A 14,694-nucleotide genomic window follows, 5' to 3' on the forward strand; every position below is an offset into this window, starting at 1 on the left:
ATGCGTCAGAACTGCAGGCCGGCTTCACGAGCAGCTTCGGCCAGAGCCTTGACACGACCGTGGTAGGCAAAGCCCGCGCGGTCGAAAGCCACTTTCTCGATGCCAGCAGCCTTGGCCTTTTCGGCGATACGCTTGCCGATCAGGGTCGCAGCAGCGACGTTGCCACCCTTGCCATCGGCGCCCAGCTGAGCGCGGACTTCCTTCTCGGCAGTCGAGGCGCTGGCCAGCACCTGGGAACCGTCGTCGGAGATGACGCTGGCGTAGATGTGCAGGTTGGAGCGGAACACCGTCAGGCGAGCCACACGTTGCACGGCGATACGTGCACGGGTTTGACGCGAGCGACGGATGCGCTGTTCTTTTTTGGTCAACATGGCGCTGCTCCTTACTTCTTCTTGGTCTCTTTGAGGGAGACCTTCTCGTCGGAATAGCGGATGCCCTTGCCCTTATAAGGCTCGGGAGGACGGATCGCGCGAACTTCAGCGGCGATCTGACCCACCACTTGGCGGTCCGCACCCTTGATCAGGATTTCGGTCTGGGTCGGGCACTCAACCTTGATGCCAGCCGGCATGTCCTTCACCACGGGGTGAGAGAAACCGATCTGCAGGTTCAGCTTCTGACCTTGAGCCTGGGCACGATAGCCCACGCCGACCAGATTCAGCTTGCGCTCGAAGCCCTTGCTCACACCGCTGACCATATTGGCCACCAGGGCGCGCATCGTGCCGCTCAGCGCATCGGCATCGGCCGACTCGTTCACCGGAGTGAAGGTCAGCTTGCCAGCGTCGTTCTTCACGCTCACCAGAGCATTGGCCGGACGAACCAGCGTGCCCAGGGAGCCCTTCACGCTGATCTGCTCAGCGGTGATCGTCACGTCCACACCTTGCGGGACGGCGACCGGCATTTTTCCTACGCGGGACATTGTCTGTCTCTCCTTGCGCTTAGGCGACGTAGCAGAGCACTTCGCCGCCGATACCGGCTTGACGTGCCTTGCGGTCAGTCATCACGCCCTTCGGCGTGGTGACAATCGCCACACCCAGGCCATTCATGACCTGAGGAATATCGTGGCGGCCCTTGTAGATGCGCAGGCCGGGACGGCTCACGCGCTCGATGCGCTCGATCACCGGACGGCCGGCGTAATACTTCAGCGCGATCTCCAGCTCCGGGCGGGCTGCGTCGCCGCGCACCGCGAAACCGTCGATATAGCCTTCGTCCTTCAGGACCTTGGCGATCGCAACCTTCAGCTTCGAGGAAGGCATCACGACACTGACCTTCTCAACGCTCTGAGCGTTGCGAATGCGGGTCAGCATATCGGCGATAGGATCACTCATGCTCATACGAAATCTCCTAAACCTGCCGATTACCAGCTGGCCTTGACGACACCGGGGATGTCGCCCTTGAAGGCCAGCTCACGAATCTTGTTACGGGCCAGGCCGAACTTGCGGAAGGTACCGCGCGGACGACCGGTCAACTCGCAGCGGTTACGCAGGCGAGTCGGGTATGCATTGCGGGGCAGCTTCTGCAGCTCGAGGCGAGCGGCGTAACGCTCCTCATCCGACTTCTTGGCGTCGTTGATGATGGCCTTCAGGTCCGCGTACTTCTTGGCAAACTTGGCGACGAGTTGTTCGCGCTTCAGTTCACGTTGTTTGATCGAAGTTTTAGCCACAGATCACCTCAGTTCTTGAACGGGAAGCGGAAGGCGCCGAGCAGGGCCTTGGCTTCGTCATCCGTCTTGGCAGTCGTCGTGATGCTGATGTTCAGACCACGCAGAGCATCCACCTTGTCGTATTCGATTTCGGGGAAGATGATCTGTTCTTTGACGCCGATGTTGTAGTTGCCGCGACCGTCAAACGAACGACCCGAGATACCGCGGAAGTCACGAACGCGCGGCAGCGCGATCGTCACGAAACGGTCCAGGAATTCGTACATCTGAACGCCACGCAGGGTGACCATGCAGCCGATAGGCACGCCGTCACGAATCTTGAAGCCGGCGATAGCCTTCTTCGACTTCGTGATCACGGGCTTCTGGCCGGCAATCTTGGTCAGGTCGCTCACGGCGTGGTCCATGACCTTCTTGTCGGCGACCGCCTCGCTCACACCCATATTGAGCGTGATCTTGGTGATGCGCGGCACTTCCATGATCGACTTGTAGCCAAACTTCTCAACGAGGCCTGGCACAACTTTTTCGCGATAAAACGCTTGCAAACGAGCCATGTCGGACCTCTTAAGCCTTGATCTCTTCGCCGGTCGACTTGTAAACGCGCACCTTCTTGCCGTCGGCGAGGAGCTTGATGCCCACGCGATCGGCCTTGCCGGATGCAGCGTTGAAAATCGCCACGTTGGATTGATGGATGGGCATCGTCTTGTCGACCACGCCGCCGGTGGTGCCCTTCATGGGGTTGGGCTTGACGTGCTTCTTGACGATATTGACGCCGTCCACCACGAGGTGTGCGTCATCGACACGCTGCGACACAGTGCCGCGCTTGCCCTTATCGCGGCCGGTCAACACGATGACCTCGTCGCCTTTACGAATCTTGTTCATGGCAATACCTTTGACTTGACGATGCTTAGAGCACCTCAGGTGCCAGCGACACGATCTTCATGAAGCGCTCGGTACGCAGTTCACGCGTCACGGGGCCAAAGATACGGGTGCCGATCGGCTCCAGCTTGGCGTTCAGCAGCACGGCGGCATTGCCGTCGAACTTGACCAAAGAGCCGTCTTGGCGACGCACGCCCTTGGCAGTGCGCACGACCACAGCACTGTAGACCTCGCCCTTTTTGACGCGGCCACGCGGCGCAGCTTCTTTGATGCTGACCTTGATGATGTCGCCAATGCCGGCATAACGACGCTTGGACCCGCCAAGCACCTTGATGCACATGACGGACTTGGCGCCAGTGTTGTCCGCGACGTCAAGTCGCGATTGCATTTGAATCATGTCTGTCCCCAACTTTTCCCGTATCCACCGATGCGACCATTCGCAGCGAATTCAACGGTCAGTCTTGGGCCCGTAGCCCGTTCGCTTCCCGCTTGGCTGTTCAGCCTTCGCTTGAAGCGCCCGGTGGTTGAGGGCGAACCCGAGGCCATAACGCACCACAAGATGCGCCTGACGTTCGGCGAAGCATTGGATTGTGCACTAGATGGCCTCCGCATGTCAAGCGGTGCCGCACAAATACTGGAGGCGGCGCCTCAGCCGAGACGGCGCCCAGTCGACGGCAGCGCTCAGGCGGCCTTGGCTTGCGCCAGCATGGTGCCGGCGTCACTGACCTCGAACTTGCCGGGGCCTTCGATATTGAGCGTCTTTACCACCCCGTCCACCACCAACATGGAGTAGCGCTGCGAGCGCAGACCCATGCCCTTGGCCGTCAGATCCAGCGTCAAGCCGGCAGCCTTGGTGAAGTCCGCGCTGCCGTCGGCCATCATGCGCACCTTGCCGGCGGTCTTCTGGTCGCGGCCCCAGGCGCCCATCACGAACGCGTCGTTGACCGAGATGCACCAGATCTCATCGACGCCGGCGGCGCGCAGCGCCTCGGCCTGCTGGACATAGCCCGGCACATGCTGGGCCGAACAGGTAGGGGTGTAGGCACCCGGCAGTGCGAAGACGGCAATCTTCTTGCCGGCCGTGAGGGCATCGATCTCGAAGGTGTTGGGGCCCAAGGAGCAGCCGTTGCCTTCAACTTCCACGAATTCCTGCAACTTGCCCGAGGGCAGGCGGTCACCAATCTTCAACATGTCTCGCTCCTTCTGTATGAACTACGCCCAGCACATCCGCCAGGGACATGGCTGGGCGTCAATGAAAAACGGCCGGACGCCAGTATTCCAGCGTTCCGACCGTTTGTGTGAGTCGCGGCGTTGATAACCCCGCGACGCACAGGCACAAGGCCTGCTTAGACTGCTTCTGCCTTCTCGACCAGACGGGTCACGACCCAGCTCTTGGTCTTGGACAGGGGGCGGCCTTCAGCGATCTCGACCACGTCGCCCATCTTGTACTCGCCCTTTTCGTCGTGGGCGTGGTACTTGCGGGAACGGGCCACGATCTTGCCGTAGAGCTCGTGCTTAGCGCGACGCTCGACCAGGACCGTGACGGTCTTGGCGCGCTTGTCGCTCACCACGCGACCAACCAGGGTGCGCGTGTTCTTTTCTTGAGCTTGCGTCATTACACGGCTCCCTTCTTCTTCTCGGCCAAGACGGTCTTGACGCGAGCGATGTCGCGACGGGTCTTGCCCAGCACCGAGTGATTCGTCAGCTGTTGGGTCGCCTTTTGCATGCGCAGGCCGAAATGGGCCTTGAGCAGATCGGTCACTTCCTTTTCCAAGGCAGCGACGTCCTTGCCACGCAGTTCAGATGCTTTCATGGTGTTCTCCAATCAGGCGCCGACCATGCGCGCGACGAAGGTGCAACGCAGGGGCAGCTTTGCAGCAGCCAGCGTGAACGCTTCGCGAGCCAGGGCTTCCGGCACACCGTTGATCTCATAGAGCACCTTGCCAGGCTGAATTTCAGCGACGTAGTACTCAGGGTTGCCCTTGCCGTTACCCATCCGGACTTCGGCAGGCTTTTGCGAGATCGGCTTGTCCGGGAAGATGCGGATGAAGATACGACCACCGCGCTTGATGTGGCGCGAAATCGCACGACGTGCAGCTTCGATCTGGCGAGCCGTCAGACGGCCGCGCTCGGTGGCCTTCAGGCCGAAGTCACCGAAGGACACGGCAGCACCACGGGTGGCAACACCAGTGTTACGACCCTTTTGCTCTTTGCGGTATTTGCGACGAGCAGGTTGCAGCATGCTTATTCTCCTTTGGCCTCACCGGCAGCGGGGGCCTTGCGGACCACACGCTTTGCGGCGGGCTTGGCTGCGTCGCCAGCGGCGGCGTCAGCGGGCTTATCTGCACCATCACGCGGGCCACGGTCGCTGCCGGGACGGCCACGGCCGCTCGGAGCACCCGGACGGGCGTTACGACGAGGACGACGGTCGTCTTCAGCGCCCGGAGGCGTGTTGATCACCGGTGCCTCACCATTGGCAAGGCGGTCACCGCGGTAGACCCACACCTTCACGCCGATCACGCCATACGTCGTCTTGGCTTCGGAGAAGCCGTAGTCGATGTCAGCCTTCAGGGTGTGCAGAGGCACGCGGCCTTCGCGATACCACTCGGTACGAGCGATTTCAATGCCGTTCAGGCGGCCGGCGGACATGATCTTGATGCCCTGGGCGCCCAGACGCATCGCGTTCTGCATCGCGCGCTTCATGGCGCGGCGGAACATGATGCGCTTTTCCAGCTGCTGGGTGATCGAGTCGGCGATCAGCTGAGCATCGATTTCAGGCTTGCGCACTTCTTCGATGTTCACTGCCACCGGCACGCCCAGACGCTTGGTCAGTTCGGCCTTCAGGTTTTCGATGTCCTCGCCCTTCTTGCCGATCACCACGCCCGGACGTGCCGAGAAGATGGTGATACGGGCGTTCTTCGCGGGGCGCTCGATCAGAATGCGCGACACGGCAGCATTCTTCAGCTTGGCCTTCAGGTATTCGCGAACGCGCAGATCTTCGGCCAGCATGGTGGCGAAGTTCTGGTTCGACGCATACCAGCGCGAAGCCCAGTTACGGGTGACGGGCAGGCGGAAGCCGGTCGGATGTATTTTCTGTCCCATAGTCTTCCTTCAGCCTTCAGTTGCCGACCGACACGAAGATGTGGCACGTGGGCTTGCTGATGCGGTTGCCACGGCCTTTGGCGCGGGCGGAGAAACGCTTCAGCGTGGCACCTTGTTCCACATAGATCGAGGTGACCTTCAGTTCATCAATGTCAGCGCCGTCGTTGTGCTCGGCGTTGGCGATGGCGCTTTCCAGTGCCTTCTTGATGATCAGGGCCGCCTTCTTCTGGGTGAATTCCAGGATGTTCAGCGCATGGTCCACCTTCTTGCCGCGGATCAGGTCCGCCACCAGGCGGCCCTTGTCACACGAGAGGCGAACGCCACGAACGATTGCTTTGGTTTCCATCGTTGGCATCCTTACTTCTTCCCGGCCTTCTTGTCGGCCGGATGGCCTTTGAAGGTACGGGTCAGTGCGAATTCACCCAGCTTGTGGCCGACCATCTGGTCAGACACATAGACCGGCACGTGCTGCTTGCCGTTGTGCACAGCGATCGTCAGACCGATGAACTCGGGCAGGATCGTCGAGCGGCGCGACCAGGTCTTGATGGGCTTCTTGTCCTTGTTGGCAACTGCCTTGTCGACCTTGGCCAACAGGTGAGCGTCAACGAACGGGCCCTTCTTCAGTGAACGAGTCATGGCCTACCCCTTACTTCTTGCGACGCGAAACGATGAACGTCTGCGTGCGCTTGTTGTTACGAGTGCGGTAGCCCTTCGTGAGGGTGTTCCACGGCGACACAGGGGCTTGACCCTCACCGGTACGGCCTTCACCACCACCGTGCGGGTGGTCCACCGGGTTCATGGCGGTACCACGAACGGTCGGGCGGATACCCTTCCAACGAATCGCACCGGCCTTGCCGTACTGGCGCAGGCTGTGCTCTTCGTTGCTCACCTCGCCAATCGTGGCGCGGCAGTCGATGTGGATCTTGCGCACTTCACCCGAGCGCATACGCACTTGAGCGTAGGTGCCTTCACGCGCCATCAGCACAGCGGAAGTGCCGGCCGAACGTGCGATCTGGGCGCCCTTGCCAGGCAGCATCTCGATGCAGTGGATCGTCGAACCCACGGGGATGTTGCGGATAGGCAGGGTGTTGCCGGCCTTGATCGGCGCTTCCGCGCCGCTCAAGATCGTCGAACCCACTTCCAGACCACGCGGAGCGATGATGTAGCGACGCTCGCCGTCGGCATAGCACACCAGAGCGATGTGGGCCGTACGGTTGGGGTCGTACTCGATACGCTCGACCTTGGCCGGGATCGCGTCCTTGTTGCGACGGAAGTCCACCACGCGGTAGTGGTGCTTGTGACCACCGCCCTTGTGGCGAATCGTGATGTGACCGTTGTTGTTACGGCCAGAATTTTGCTTTTGGGGTTCCAGCAGCGAAGCTTCCGGAGCGCCCTTGTGCAGGTGCTTGTGCACCACCTTCACCACGGCACGGCGGCCAGGCGAGGTCGGCTTGACTTTAACGACGGCCATTACGCAGCCTCCCCGGAGAAGTTGAGCTCTTGGCCCGCCTTCAGAGCGACATACGCCTTCTTGACGTGGTCGCGACGGCCGGCACGGCCGCCGAAGCGCTTGGCCTTGCCCTTCACGTTCACCACGTTCACCGACTCAACTTCGACCTTGAACATCAGTTCAACGGCGGCCTTGATTTCGGGCTTGGTGGCGTCGCGCAGGACCTTGAACAACACTTGGTTGTGCTTCTCAGCAACCGCCGTGGCCTTTTCGGACACGATGGGAGCCAGCAGCACCGAGGCCAGACGGCCTTCAGAATATTTCACGGCGCTCATGCCAGCATCTCCTTGAGTTGCTCCACTGCGGCCTTGGTGACCAGCACTTTCTTGTAGTGCACCAGGGACAGCGGGTCGGCGTAACGCGGCTCAACAACCAGCACATTGGCCAGGTTGCGCGAAGCCAGCGCCAGGTTGTCGTCCACGACGTCCGAGATCAGCAGCACCGAGTCCAGACCCATGGCCTTGAACTTGGCAGCCAGCAGCTTGGTCTTGGGGGCTTCGATCGCGATCGAATCCACCACGGCCAGGCGACCTTCGCGAGCCAGCTGCGAGAGGATGGCGGCCATACCGGCGCGGTACATCTTCTTGTTCAGCTTGTGCGAGAAGTTCTCATCGGGCATGTTCGGAAAGATCCGACCGCCCCCACGCCACAACGGCGACGAAGTCATACCGGCACGTGCGCGGCCCGTACCCTTTTGGCGGAACGGCTTCTTCGTCGAGTGATGAACTTGTTCGCGGTCCTTCTGGGCGCGGGTGCCTTGACGGGCGTTGGCCTGGAAGGCCACGACCACCTGGTGCACCAGGGCTTCGTTGTAATCGCGAGCAAACACGGTATCAGGAGCATCCACCTTGGAGGTGGCCTGACCTTGCTCATTCAGGAGCTCGAGCTGCATCAGTTGGCCCCTTTCTTGAGCTTGACCTTGACAGCGGGACGCACGACCACGTGGCCGTTCTTGGCGCCCGGCACCGCACCGCGGACCAGCAGCAGTTGACGAGCTTCGTCAACGCGCACGATGTCCAGGTTTTGGATCGTCTTCGTCACGTCGCCCAGGTGACCCGACATCTTCTTGCCGGGAAACACGCGACCAGGATCTTGCGCCATCGAGATCGAGCCAGGCACGTTGTGCGAACGGCTGTTACCGTGCGATGCGCGCTGCGAACTGAAGTTGTGACGCTTGATGGTGCCTTCGAAGCCCTTACCGATGGAAGTGCCCTGTACGTCGACCAGCTGGCCCGCAGCAAACAGGGTCACGGGCACTTGCGCGCCGGCCTTGTACTCGGCAGCCACATCGGCAGCAACACGGAATTCCTTCAGGACTTCACCAGCCTCGACACCTGCCTTGGCAAGGTGGCCGGCTTCCGGCTTGGTGACGCGCGATGCCTTGCGCGTACCGAACGCCACTTGAATGGCGCTGTAGCCGTCGGTCTCTTCGGTCTTGACCTGGGTCACGCGGTTGTTGGACACATCCAGCACCGTCACAGGAATGGCATCGCCATCGTCCGTGAAGATGCGCATCATGCCCACCTTGCGGCCCAGCAATCCGAGACGATTGCTTAGACTCATGGTTTTTCTCCAGCCCCCTGCGGCATACGCCTCGAGAGCCATTTACACACACCCGACATCGATTGGTCGGGCTGACCAAGTGCACCATCAACCCCCACCCGCAATTGCGTGCGAGCTTGTTGCTGATGATGCGCCGAAACCGCGCAAGCAAATGCTTACGCGGAAAAGCTGGCGAGTATAGCGTGAACCCTAGCTTGACCGCAAGCGCCGTCATCGCCGAGTCACGAAAAAGGGGCAATCTTACGATCGCCCCTTCTCTCGCCTCCTGAGGCGGCAAGCAGCCTCAGTCAGTGATTGCTGCGCTTTACTGCAGCTTGATTTCGACGTCGACGCCGGCCGGCAGGTCGAGCTTCATCAGAGCGTCGACGGTCTTGTCGGTGGGGTCAACGATGTCCATCAGACGCTGGTGCGTACGGATTTCGAACTGATCGCGCGAGGTCTTGTTGACGTGCGGCGAACGCAGGATGTCGAAACGCTCGAAGCGCGTCGGCAGAGGCACGGGGCCCTTGACGATGGCGCCGGTACGCTTGGCAGTCTCAACGATTTCCAGAGCCGATTGGTCGATCAGCTTGTAATCGAAGGCCTTCAGACGGATGCGGATCTTTTGCTTTTGCATGACGATTCCTTCAAAGAACGTGCGGCGTGACCATCAGGCCTGAGCCGCGTTTGGTGTGAACCCAGCGTGCAAGCACGCCGGGCCGGTCACGCAAAAGATTTACTCGAGGATGGTGGCAACCACACCCGAGCCGACGGTACGGCCACCTTCGCGAATAGCGAAGCGCAGGCCGGTTTCCATGGCGATCGGAGCGATCAGCTTCACGGTGATGCCGACGTTGTCGCCGGGCATGACCATTTCCTTGTCCTTCGGCAGCTCCACGGCACCGGTCACGTCCGTCGTGCGGAAGTAGAACTGGGGACGGTAGTTGTTGAAGAACGGGGTGTGACGGCCGCCCTCTTCCTTCGACAGCACGTAGATCTCGGCCGTGAAGTGGGTGTGGGGCTTGATCGAGCCGGGCTTGGCCAGCACTTGGCCGCGCTCGACGTCTTCACGCTTGGTGCCGCGCAGCAGGATACCGACGTTGTCGCCGGCTTGACCTTGGTCCAGCAGCTTGCGGAACATTTCCACGCCGGTCACGGTGGTCTTCTGCACGTCGCGGATGCCGACGATTTCGATTTCCTCGCCAACCTTGATGATGCCGCGCTCAACGCGACCGGTCACCACGGTGCCACGGCCCGAGATCGAGAACACGTCTTCCACCGGCAGCAGGAAGGTGCCGTCAACGGCGCGGTCCGGCTGGGGGATGTAGGTGTCCAGCGCATCGGCCAGGCGCATGATGGCTTGCTCGCCCAGGTCGCCCGTGTCGCCTTCCAGCGCCAGCTTGGCCGAACCCTTGATGATGGGGGTGTCGTCGCCGGGGAAGTCGTACTTGGACAGCAGCTCGCGCACTTCCATTTCCACCAGTTCCAGCAGCTCGGCGTCATCCACCATGTCGCACTTGTTCAGGAACACGATGATGTACTTCACGCCCACTTGGCGAGCCAGCAGGATGTGCTCGCGGGTCTGGGGCATCGGGCCGTCAGCGGCCGAGCACACCAGGATCGCGCCGTCCATCTGAGCCGCGCCGGTGATCATGTTCTTCACATAGTCGGCGTGGCCAGGGCAGTCCACGTGAGCGTAGTGGCGGTTCGCCGTTTCGTACTCGACGTGAGCGGTATTGATGGTGATGCCGCGGGCCTTTTCTTCGGGGGCCGCATCGATCTGATCGTAAGCCTTGGCTTCGCCGCCAAACTTCTTCGACAGCACGGTGGCGATCGCAGCGGTCAGCGTGGTCTTGCCATGGTCAACGTGACCAATCGTGCCCACGTTCACGTGGGGCTTGGTACGTTCGAATTTACCTTTTGCCATTTCAATTCTCCAGAAAAGAGCATCCGCCAGTCTGTTGGTTTAGCGTTTCCGCAGTGCCCTGATGCCCCGGCGACTGGCAACCGGGAGAGCCTCTGCGAAGACGATTCTCGAAATCAAGCAGCCGGGGCAGGCGCCCCGGCTTGGCATCACTTGCCGCGGGCAGTGATGATGGCGTCGGCCACGTTCTTCGGAGCTTCGGCGTAGTGCTTGAACTCCATCGTGTACGTCGCACGGCCTTGCGTGGCCGAACGCAGCGTGGTCGAGTAGCCGAACATTTCGGACAGGGGCACTTCGGCCTTGATGATCTTGCCGCCGCCGACCATGTCGTCCATGCCCTGCACCATGCCACGACGGCTGGACAGATCGCCCATCACCGTACCAGCGTAGTCTTCCGGCGTCTCGACTTCCACGGCCATCATCGGCTCCAGGATCACCGGCGAAGCCTTGCGGCAGCCATCCTTGAAGCCCATCGAAGCGGCCATCTTGAAGGCGTTTTCGTTCGAGTCCACTTCGTGGTAGGAACCAAAGGTCAGCGTGACCTTCACGTCCACCACGGGGTAGCCCGCCAGCACGCCGTTCGGCAGGCTGTCGATCACGCCCTTTTCAACCGCGGGAATGAACTCGCGGGGCACCACACCACCCTTGATGGCGTCGACGAACTCGAAGCCCTTGCCCGGCTCTTGCGGCTCGACGGTCAGCACGACGTGGCCGTACTGGCCCTTACCGCCCGACTGCCGAACGAACTTGCCTTCCACATCAGTGGCGGTCTTGCGAATGGTTTCGCGATAGGCCACTTGCGGCTTGCCGACGTTGGCTTCCACGCCGAATTCGCGCTTCATGCGGTCGACAATGATTTCCAGGTGCAGCTCGCCCATGCCCGAGATGATGGTCTGGCCCGACTCTTCGTCGGTACGCAGACGGAACGACGGATCTTCCTTGGCCAGACGGCCCAGGGCGATACCCATCTTCTCCTGGTCGGCCTTGGTCTTGGGCTCGACGGCCTGCGAAATCACCGGCTCGGGGAACACCATCTTTTCCAGCGTGATGATGGCTTCGGGATCGCACAGGGTTTCGCCCGTGGTCACGTCCTTCAGGCCCACGCAGGCAGCGATGTCACCGGCCAGAATTTCCGAGATTTCTTCACGCTGGTTGGCGTGCATCTGCAGAATACGGCCGATACGCTCCTTCTTGGCACGGATCGGGTTGTAGACCGAGTCGCCCGACTTCAGCACGCCGGAGTAGACGCGCACAAAGGTCAGCTGACCAACATAGGGGTCGGTCATCAGCTTGAAGGCCAGCGCCGAGAACTTGGCTTCGTCGGAAGCGTCGCGCGAGGCCGGCTGGTCGTCTTCATCCGTACCGGGCACGGGCGGCACGTCCACCGGCGAGGGCAGGAAGTCGATCACGCCGTCCAGCATGCGCTGCACGCCCTTGTTCTTGAAGGCGGTGCCGCAGAACATCGGCTGGATTTCAGCAGCCAGCGTGCGCACTCGGATACCTTGCATGATTTCAGCTTCGCTGAGCTCACCGGTTTCCAGGTACTGGTTCATCATGTCTTCGCTCGACTCGGCAGCCGCTTCAACCAGGTTGTCGCGCCACTTCTGCGCGTCAGCCTGCAGCTCGGCAGGGATGTCGCGGTAGTCGAACTTCATGCCCTGGGAAGCTTCATCCCAGTAGATGGCCTTCATCTTGATCAGGTCGACGACGCCCTTGAAGTTCTCTTCGGCGCCGATAGGGATCACGACGGGCACGGGGTTGGCCTTCAGACGCAGGCGCATCTGGTCATAGACCTTGAAGAAGTTGGCACCGGTGCGGTCCATCTTGTTCACGAAGGCCAGACGCGGCACCTTGTACTTGTTGGCCTGACGCCAGACGGTTTCCGACTGGGGCTGCACACCACCCACGGCGCAATAGACCATGCAAGCGCCGTCCAGCACACGCATCGAACGCTCGACTTCAATCGTGAAGTCCACGTGTCCAGGGGTGTCGATGATGTTGAAGCGGTGCTCCGGATAGGACATGTCCATGCCCTTCCAGAAGCAGGTGGTCGCAGCCGACGTGATGGTGATACCACGCTCCTGCTCTTGTTCCATCCAGTCCATGGTGGCAGCACCGTCGTGCACTTCACCGATCTTGTGGTTCACGCCCGTGTAAAACAGGATACGTTCGGTCGTGGTGGTCTTGCCAGCATCGATGTGCGCAGAGATACCGATATTGCGGTAGCGCTCGATGGGGGTCTTGCGGGCCATGATGTGACTCCAAATGCATTGAGCCGCCAACGGGTTGGTAGAAACCCGAGGCGGCTGGAACGGTGTAGTTTAGAAGCGGAAGTGCGAGAAGGCCTTGTTGGCTTCTGCCATGCGGTGCACTTCGTCACGCTTCTTCATCGCGCCGCCGCGGCCTTCGGAGGCCTCCAGCAGTTCGTTGGCGAGGCGCTGTGCCATCGACTTCTCGCCGCGCTTGCGGGCCGATTCCTTCAGCCAACGCATGGCCAGAGCCATACGGCGGACGGGGCGAACTTCCACGGGAACTTGGTAGTTCGCACCGCCAACGCGGCGTGACTTCACTTCGACCATGGGCTTCACGTTGTTCAGCGCGACGATGAACACTTCCAGCGGATCTTTGCCGACCTTCTTCTCGATTTGCTCGAGAGCGCCATAAATGATGCGCTCGGCGACGGCCTTCTTGCCGGACTCCATCACAACATTCATGAACTTCGACAGATCAACATTGCCGAACTTGGGATCAGGCAGGATCTCGCGCTTGGGTACTTCGCGACGACGTGGCATGGGATTCTTCCTCTTGCTTCAGTTTGGCTCGGGGCTTAGGCCCGTCACCGTTGAACGACCACCAACATCAGGGGTCATCCACTTACTCGGCTGCTACCGCTCTACTGAGTCAGCACAAACCGCTAAATATCCGACGACAGCCTAGACGATGCCAGTGCCGCGCCATGACAAACTCTTGATGCTTACTTCTTCGGGCGCTTGGCGCCGTACTTGGAACGCGATTGCTTGCGATCCTTCACGCCCTGCAGGTCCAAGGAGCCGCGCACGATGTGGTAACGCACACCGGGCAAGTCCTTGACACGGCCGCCGCGCACGAGCACGACGCTGTGCTCTTGCAGGTTGTGGCCTTCACCGCCGATGTACGAGATGACCTCGAAACCGTTGGTCAGGCGCACCTTGGCAACCTTACGAAGCGCCGAGTTCGGCTTCTTCGGGGTCGTGGTGTACACGCGGGTGCAAACGCCGCGGCGCTGCGGGCAGTCCTGCATCGCCGGCGACTTGGATTTCGTGACCTCGACCTGACGGCCGTGGCGCACGAGCTGATTGATGGTTGGCATAAGTAACTTGTTCCCGTTTGAAGTCACAGTCTTCGATGGACTGACCACGACGGCCAGCAACCCTGCTACGCAACACCTGACGAAAAGCCAAAAGCGCACGACACCATGCAAGGCATGACGCTGTGCGCAAACTTTCCGGACGCTGATGCCTAGGCGCAGCAAGGCCCATTGAAGAGCCCGCGATTGTAGATCAGAAGCTGGCAATGGCACAAGTGAGGCACTCAAGGGCCTTGGCAACGGCTATGCTTGCCGCCATTTGCCGTTGCCTCCATCCATGCCCACACCCCAGGCCGTCCCATGCGCCGTCATCGATACCCAGGTGGTAATGGATTGGCTGATATTTGCCGAGCCCTCGGTGCAAGCGCTGGTGCTGGCCCTGACGTCCGGGCGCCTGCGTTGGGTCGGTAGTGCGGCCATGCGCGCGGAGTTGCTGCATGTGTTGGGCAGGGGCATTGCCGCCAGCCGCGCACCCGACCTGGGTGCCATCGAGGCGGCATTCGATCAATGGTGCCATACCGTTCCGGAAGCGCCGCCGCCGGCGGTCCGGCTGAGCTGTCGCGACCCGGACGATCAGATGTTCATCGACCTGGCCGTCGCGCAGCAATGCGAATGGCTGATCTCACGCGACCGCGCCGTGTTGGCCCTGGCCAAGCGGGCGCGCGCCTTGCGGCTGAACATACTCACGCCCCAAGCCTGGATCAAGGCACAGGCATTGCCGCCTCAGAAGTAGAAAA

The 14,694-nt window shown here is 61.0% G+C and carries 24 protein-coding genes; 1 reads left to right on the plus strand and 23 read right to left on the minus strand.

What is annotated here, in order from left to right; genetic code table 11:
• Positions 1–5 precede the first annotated feature (5 nt).
• The 23 genes from rplR to rpsL form a co-directional block, all read right to left on the minus strand.
• Positions 6–371 (minus strand): 50S ribosomal protein L18, encoded by a 366-nt coding sequence (gene rplR, locus WG898_RS02695; RefSeq protein ID WP_285235115.1) that lies wholly within the window; start codon positions 369–371, stop codon positions 6–8.
• An 11-nt stretch (positions 372–382) separates the two neighbouring features.
• The gene (rplF, locus tag WG898_RS02700) at positions 383–916 is read right to left on the minus strand and encodes a 50S ribosomal protein L6 (protein WP_285235114.1); all 534 of its coding nucleotides are present in this window, start codon (positions 914–916) and stop codon (positions 383–385) included.
• Between the two features lie 19 nt (positions 917–935).
• Entirely contained in the window at positions 936–1,331 is a 396-nt protein-coding gene (gene rpsH / locus WG898_RS02705; protein ID WP_285235113.1) for a 30S ribosomal protein S8, read from the minus strand.
• Positions 1,332–1,354: 23 nt separating this feature from the next.
• Entirely contained in the window at positions 1,355–1,660 is a 306-nt protein-coding gene (gene rpsN, locus WG898_RS02710) for a 30S ribosomal protein S14 (protein WP_285235112.1), read from the minus strand.
• Positions 1,661–1,668: 8 nt separating this feature from the next.
• Complete coding sequence (rplE, locus tag WG898_RS02715) at positions 1,669–2,208, minus strand: 50S ribosomal protein L5 (RefSeq protein ID WP_285235111.1); 540 nt, start codon at positions 2,206–2,208, stop codon at positions 1,669–1,671.
• Positions 2,209–2,218: 10 nt separating this feature from the next.
• A complete protein-coding gene (gene rplX, locus WG898_RS02720) occupies positions 2,219–2,536 on the minus strand; it encodes a 50S ribosomal protein L24 (RefSeq protein WP_285235110.1) in 318 nt (105 codons plus the stop codon).
• A 25-nt stretch (positions 2,537–2,561) separates the two neighbouring features.
• Positions 2,562–2,930, minus strand: coding sequence for a 50S ribosomal protein L14 (rplN, locus tag WG898_RS02725; RefSeq protein ID WP_088286487.1), 369 nt, complete (start codon positions 2,928–2,930; stop codon positions 2,562–2,564).
• 284 nt (positions 2,931–3,214) lie between these two features.
• Positions 3,215–3,724 carry a peroxiredoxin gene (locus tag WG898_RS02730; protein WP_339601229.1) on the minus strand — a complete coding sequence of 170 codons (510 nt, stop codon included), beginning with the start codon at positions 3,722–3,724 and terminating at the stop codon, positions 3,215–3,217.
• Between the two features lie 155 nt (positions 3,725–3,879).
• Positions 3,880–4,149, minus strand: coding sequence for a 30S ribosomal protein S17 (rpsQ, locus tag WG898_RS02735; RefSeq protein WP_285235108.1), 270 nt, complete (start codon positions 4,147–4,149; stop codon positions 3,880–3,882).
• A complete protein-coding gene (rpmC, locus tag WG898_RS02740) occupies positions 4,149–4,346 on the minus strand; it encodes a 50S ribosomal protein L29 (RefSeq protein ID WP_282824718.1) in 198 nt (65 codons plus the stop codon). The genes rpsQ and rpmC overlap by 1 nt, the downstream gene beginning before the upstream one ends.
• A gap of 12 nt (positions 4,347–4,358) precedes the next feature.
• Positions 4,359–4,775, minus strand: coding sequence for a 50S ribosomal protein L16 (rplP, locus tag WG898_RS02745; protein WP_285235107.1), 417 nt, complete (start codon positions 4,773–4,775; stop codon positions 4,359–4,361).
• 2 nt (positions 4,776–4,777) lie between these two features.
• Positions 4,778–5,635: a 30S ribosomal protein S3 gene (rpsC, locus tag WG898_RS02750; protein WP_285235106.1), complete on the minus strand. Its 858-nt coding sequence runs from the start codon at positions 5,633–5,635 to the stop codon at positions 4,778–4,780.
• Between the two features lie 16 nt (positions 5,636–5,651).
• Positions 5,652–5,981, minus strand: coding sequence for a 50S ribosomal protein L22 (gene rplV, locus WG898_RS02755; RefSeq protein WP_285235567.1), 330 nt, complete (start codon positions 5,979–5,981; stop codon positions 5,652–5,654).
• 11 nt (positions 5,982–5,992) lie between these two features.
• The gene (gene rpsS / locus WG898_RS02760; protein WP_195795806.1) at positions 5,993–6,271 is read right to left on the minus strand and encodes a 30S ribosomal protein S19; all 279 of its coding nucleotides are present in this window, start codon (positions 6,269–6,271) and stop codon (positions 5,993–5,995) included.
• 10 nt (positions 6,272–6,281) lie between these two features.
• A complete protein-coding gene (gene rplB / locus WG898_RS02765) occupies positions 6,282–7,106 on the minus strand; it encodes a 50S ribosomal protein L2 (RefSeq protein ID WP_285235105.1) in 825 nt (274 codons plus the stop codon).
• A complete protein-coding gene (gene rplW, locus WG898_RS02770) occupies positions 7,106–7,420 on the minus strand; it encodes a 50S ribosomal protein L23 (protein WP_285235104.1) in 315 nt (104 codons plus the stop codon). The genes rplB and rplW overlap by 1 nt, the downstream gene beginning before the upstream one ends.
• The gene (rplD, locus tag WG898_RS02775) at positions 7,417–8,037 is read right to left on the minus strand and encodes a 50S ribosomal protein L4 (RefSeq protein ID WP_285235103.1); all 621 of its coding nucleotides are present in this window, start codon (positions 8,035–8,037) and stop codon (positions 7,417–7,419) included. Before rplD ends, rplW begins: the two co-directional genes overlap by 4 nt.
• Positions 8,037–8,708, minus strand: a complete 672-nt coding sequence (rplC, locus tag WG898_RS02780; RefSeq protein ID WP_285235102.1) for a 50S ribosomal protein L3 — start codon at positions 8,706–8,708, stop codon at positions 8,037–8,039. The genes rplD and rplC overlap by 1 nt, the downstream gene beginning before the upstream one ends.
• Positions 8,709–9,012: 304 nt before the next feature.
• Positions 9,013–9,324: a 30S ribosomal protein S10 gene (gene rpsJ / locus WG898_RS02785; RefSeq protein WP_285235101.1), complete on the minus strand. Its 312-nt coding sequence runs from the start codon at positions 9,322–9,324 to the stop codon at positions 9,013–9,015.
• A gap of 99 nt (positions 9,325–9,423) precedes the next feature.
• Positions 9,424–10,614: an elongation factor Tu gene (tuf, locus tag WG898_RS02790; protein ID WP_285235081.1), complete on the minus strand. Its 1,191-nt coding sequence runs from the start codon at positions 10,612–10,614 to the stop codon at positions 9,424–9,426.
• Positions 10,615–10,760: 146 nt separating this feature from the next.
• Entirely contained in the window at positions 10,761–12,863 is a 2,103-nt protein-coding gene (fusA, locus tag WG898_RS02795) for an elongation factor G (protein WP_339601230.1), read from the minus strand.
• Between the two features lie 69 nt (positions 12,864–12,932).
• Positions 12,933–13,403: a 30S ribosomal protein S7 gene (rpsG, locus tag WG898_RS02800; RefSeq protein WP_285235099.1), complete on the minus strand. Its 471-nt coding sequence runs from the start codon at positions 13,401–13,403 to the stop codon at positions 12,933–12,935.
• 182 nt (positions 13,404–13,585) lie between these two features.
• Positions 13,586–13,960, minus strand: a complete 375-nt coding sequence (rpsL, locus tag WG898_RS02805) for a 30S ribosomal protein S12 (RefSeq protein WP_285235097.1) — start codon at positions 13,958–13,960, stop codon at positions 13,586–13,588.
• Positions 13,961–14,234: 274 nt separating this feature from the next.
• Between rpsL and WG898_RS02810 the strand changes: the two genes are divergently transcribed.
• Complete coding sequence (locus WG898_RS02810; protein ID WP_339601231.1) at positions 14,235–14,690, plus strand: PIN domain-containing protein; 456 nt, start codon at positions 14,235–14,237, stop codon at positions 14,688–14,690.
• Positions 14,691–14,694: the final 4 nt, after the last annotated feature.

It is taken from the genome of Paucibacter soli (assembly GCF_037482845.1).
Classification (GTDB): domain Bacteria; phylum Pseudomonadota; class Gammaproteobacteria; order Burkholderiales; family Burkholderiaceae_C; genus Paucibacter_B; species Paucibacter_B soli.